Below are 3,596 nucleotides of genomic sequence, written 5' to 3'. Positions count from 1 at the left end.
AGGTGATGCTATCGCAGGCAAGCCAGCTCCCACACAAGCCCCCTCCCCCATGGAGGGCATCCAAGTTTTGGTCTGAGAACGACATCCGCTGTACTGAAAGCGCTACAGCGTAACGATATCGCTACAACCCTGTTTTTTACGCGCCATGCAAGGCTTTGATCCGCATAGGCTTTTTTTGGCGTGCACGAGTGTAGCGAAATCGCTACAGCTGAAAATCATATCGTCATAACCAAAATCGTTAAGTATCTGATTTATAACGACTTAATAACATTGGCCGCAATATTGCTAAGTAACTCCCCATTATTCCAATCCCGTCCACCAGACGAATCTGGCCCTGAGGAGTTTCCATGAGCGAGTTGCGTTTCACTGAAGATCACGAATGGCTGCGCGCCGAAGCCGATGGCAGCGTCACCGTGGGTATCACCGCTTTCGCGCAAAACGCACTGGGTGATGTGGTTTTCGTGCAACTGCCGGAGTTGCAGGCTTACGACAAGGGCGCAGAAGCCTCCACCGTGGAATCGGTCAAGGCAGCCAGCGGCGTGTACATGCCGCTGACCGGTGAAGTGCTCGAAGTGAACGAAGCACTCAGCGACAGCCCGGAACTGGTCAACGAAGACCCGATGGGCGAAGGTTGGTTCTTCCGCTTTAAACCCGCCGATGCCGATGCAGTGGCTAAGCTGTTGGATCAGGATGCGTACGACCGCCTGATCAAAGCCAACGCTGAAGCCTGAGGAGCGCGCCATGACCATCAATCTCAGCACCGCCAACGAATTCATCGCCCGCCACATCGGCCCGCGCCAGGAAGATGAGCAGCAGATGCTCGCAAGCCTGGGTTTTGATTCCCTCGAAGCCCTCAGCGCCAGCGTGATCCCGGAAAGCATCAAGGGCACCAGCGTGCTCGGCCTGGAAGACGGCCTGAGCGAAGCCCAGGCCCTGGCCAAGATCAAGGCCATCGCCGGCAAGAACCAACTGTTCAAGACCTACATCGGCCAGGGCTATTACAACTGCCATACACCGTCGCCGATCCTGCGCAACCTGCTGGAAAACCCGGCCTGGTACACCGCCTACACCCCGTATCAACCTGAAATTTCCCAAGGCCGCCTGGAAGCGCTGTTGAACTTCCAGACCCTGATCAGCGACCTCACCGGCCTGCCGATCGCCAACGCCTCCTTGCTCGACGAAGCCACCGCCGCCGCCGAAGCCATGACCTTCTGCAAGCGCCTGAGCAAGAACAAGGGCAGCAATGCCTTCTTCGCCTCCGTGCATAGCCACCCACAGACCCTCGACGTACTGCGCACCCGTGCTGAGCCGTTGGGCATCGACGTGGTGGTGGGCGATGAACGCGAGCTGAGCGACGTCAGCGCATTCTTCGGCGCCCTGCTGCAATACCCGGCCAGCAACGGTGACGTGTTCGACTACCGCGAACTGACCGAGCGCTTCCACGCCGCCAATGCGCTGGTGGCCGTGGCCGCTGACCTGCTGGCCCTGACCCTGCTGACCCCGCCGGGTGAGTTCGGCGCCGACGTGGCCATCGGCAGCGCGCAACGCTTCGGCGTGCCGCTGGGCTTTGGTGGCCCGCACGCGGCGTACTTCTCCACCAAGGATGCGTTCAAGCGCGACATGCCCGGCCGTCTGGTCGGTGTGTCGGTCGACCGTTTCGGCAAGCCGGCCCTGCGCTTGGCCATGCAGACCCGCGAGCAACATATCCGTCGCGAGAAAGCCACCAGCAACATCTGCACCGCGCAAGTGCTACTGGCTAACATCGCCAGCATGTACGCCGTGTACCACGGCCCTAAAGGCCTGACCCAGATCGCCCAGCGCATTCACCAACTGACCGCGATCCTGGCCAAAGGCTTGACCGCCCTGGGCCTTAAGGTTGAGCAGGCAAACTTCTTCGACACGATCACCCTCAACACCGGCGACAACACCGCCGCCCTGCACGACAAGGCCCGCGCCCAGCGCATCAACCTGCGTGTGGTCGATGCTGAACGCGTTGGCCTGTCGGTCGACGAAACCACCACCCAGGCTGACATCGAAGCCCTGTGGTCGATCTTCGCCGACGGCAAGGCACTGCCCGCTTTTGCTGCGACTGAAAGCACCTTGCCCGCCGCGCTGTTGCGCCAGTCGCCGATCCTCAGCCACCCGGTGTTCAACCGTTACCACTCCGAAACCGAGCTGATGCGCTACCTGCGCAAGCTGGCCGACAAGGACCTGGCGCTGGACCGCACCATGATCCCGCTGGGTTCGTGCACCATGAAACTCAACGCCGCCAGCGAAATGATCCCGGTGACCTGGGCCGAATTCGGTGCCCTGCACCCCTTCGCCCCGGCCGCACAAAGCGCCGGCTACCTGGAGCTGACTTCCGACCTGGAAGCCATGCTCTGCGCGGCCACCGGCTACGACGCGATCTCCCTGCAGCCGAACGCCGGTTCCCAAGGTGAATACGCAGGCCTGCTGGCCATTCGTGCTTACCACCAGAGCCGTGGCGAAGAACGCCGCGACATCTGCCTGATCCCGTCTTCGGCCCACGGCACCAACCCTGCGACCGCCAACATGGCCGGTATGCGCGTGGTGGTGACCGCCTGCGACGCACGCGGCAACGTCGACATCGAAGACCTGCGCGCCAAAGCCATCGAGCACCGCGAGCACCTCGCTGCGCTGATGATCACCTACCCGTCCACCCACGGCGTGTTCGAAGAAGGCATCCGCGAAATCTGCGGGATCATTCATGACAACGGCGGCCAGGTGTACATCGACGGCGCCAACATGAACGCAATGGTCGGCCTGTGCGCACCGGGCAAGTTCGGAGGCGACGTGTCCCACCTGAACCTGCACAAAACCTTCTGCATTCCGCACGGCGGTGGCGGCCCGGGCGTTGGCCCGATTGGGGTTAAATCCCACCTCACGCCATTCCTGCCAGGCCACGCGGCCATGGAGCGCAAGGAAGGCGCGGTGTGCGCGGCGCCATTTGGCAGCGCGAGCATTTTGCCGATCACCTGGATGTACATCAGCATGATGGGCGGCGCGGGCCTCAAGCGCGCTTCGCAGCTGGCGATCCTGAACGCCAACTACATTTCCCGTCGCCTCGAAGAGCATTACCCCGTGCTCTACACCGGCAGCAATGGCCTGGTGGCGCACGAATGCATCCTCGACCTGCGCCCCTTGAAAGACAGCAGCGGCATCAGCGTGGATGACGTGGCCAAGCGCCTGATCGACTTTGGCTTCCATGCGCCGACCATGTCGTTCCCGGTAGCGGGCACCTTGATGATCGAGCCGACCGAAAGCGAATCCAGGGAAGAACTGGACCGTTTCTGTGACGCCATGATCGCCATCCGCGAGGAAATTCGCGCAGTCGAAAACGGCACCTTGGACAAGGACGACAACCCACTGAAAAACGCCCCGCACACGGCGGCTGAAATCGTCGGTGAATGGAGCCACCCGTACAGCCGTGAACAGGCGGTGTACCCGGTGGCATCGTTGATCGAAGGCAAATACTGGCCGCCGGTTGGCCGGGTCGACAACGTGTTTGGCGACCGTAACCTGGTGTGTGCGTGCCCGTCGATCGAGAGCTACGCGTAACCCTGACTGAACTCGGT

General features: G+C 61.5%; 2 protein-coding genes. Both read left to right on the top strand.

The genetic code is table 11. The features are described from left to right. The first annotated feature begins 347 nt into the window (after positions 1–347). A complete protein-coding gene (gene gcvH / locus FEM54_RS27755; protein ID WP_017139147.1) occupies positions 348–731 on the top strand; it encodes a glycine cleavage system protein GcvH in 384 nt (127 codons plus the stop codon). 10 nt (positions 732–741) lie between these two features. After that, positions 742–3,579 carry an aminomethyl-transferring glycine dehydrogenase gene (gene gcvP, locus FEM54_RS27750; protein WP_138453774.1) on the top strand — a complete coding sequence of 946 codons (2,838 nt, stop codon included), beginning with the start codon at positions 742–744 and terminating at the stop codon, positions 3,577–3,579. Positions 3,580–3,596: the final 17 nt, after the last annotated feature.

This window comes from Pseudomonas edaphica, assembly GCF_005863185.1.
GTDB lineage: Bacteria > Pseudomonadota > Gammaproteobacteria > Pseudomonadales > Pseudomonadaceae > Aquipseudomonas > Aquipseudomonas edaphica.
This window is presented reverse-complemented; position numbering and strand designations above follow the sequence as displayed.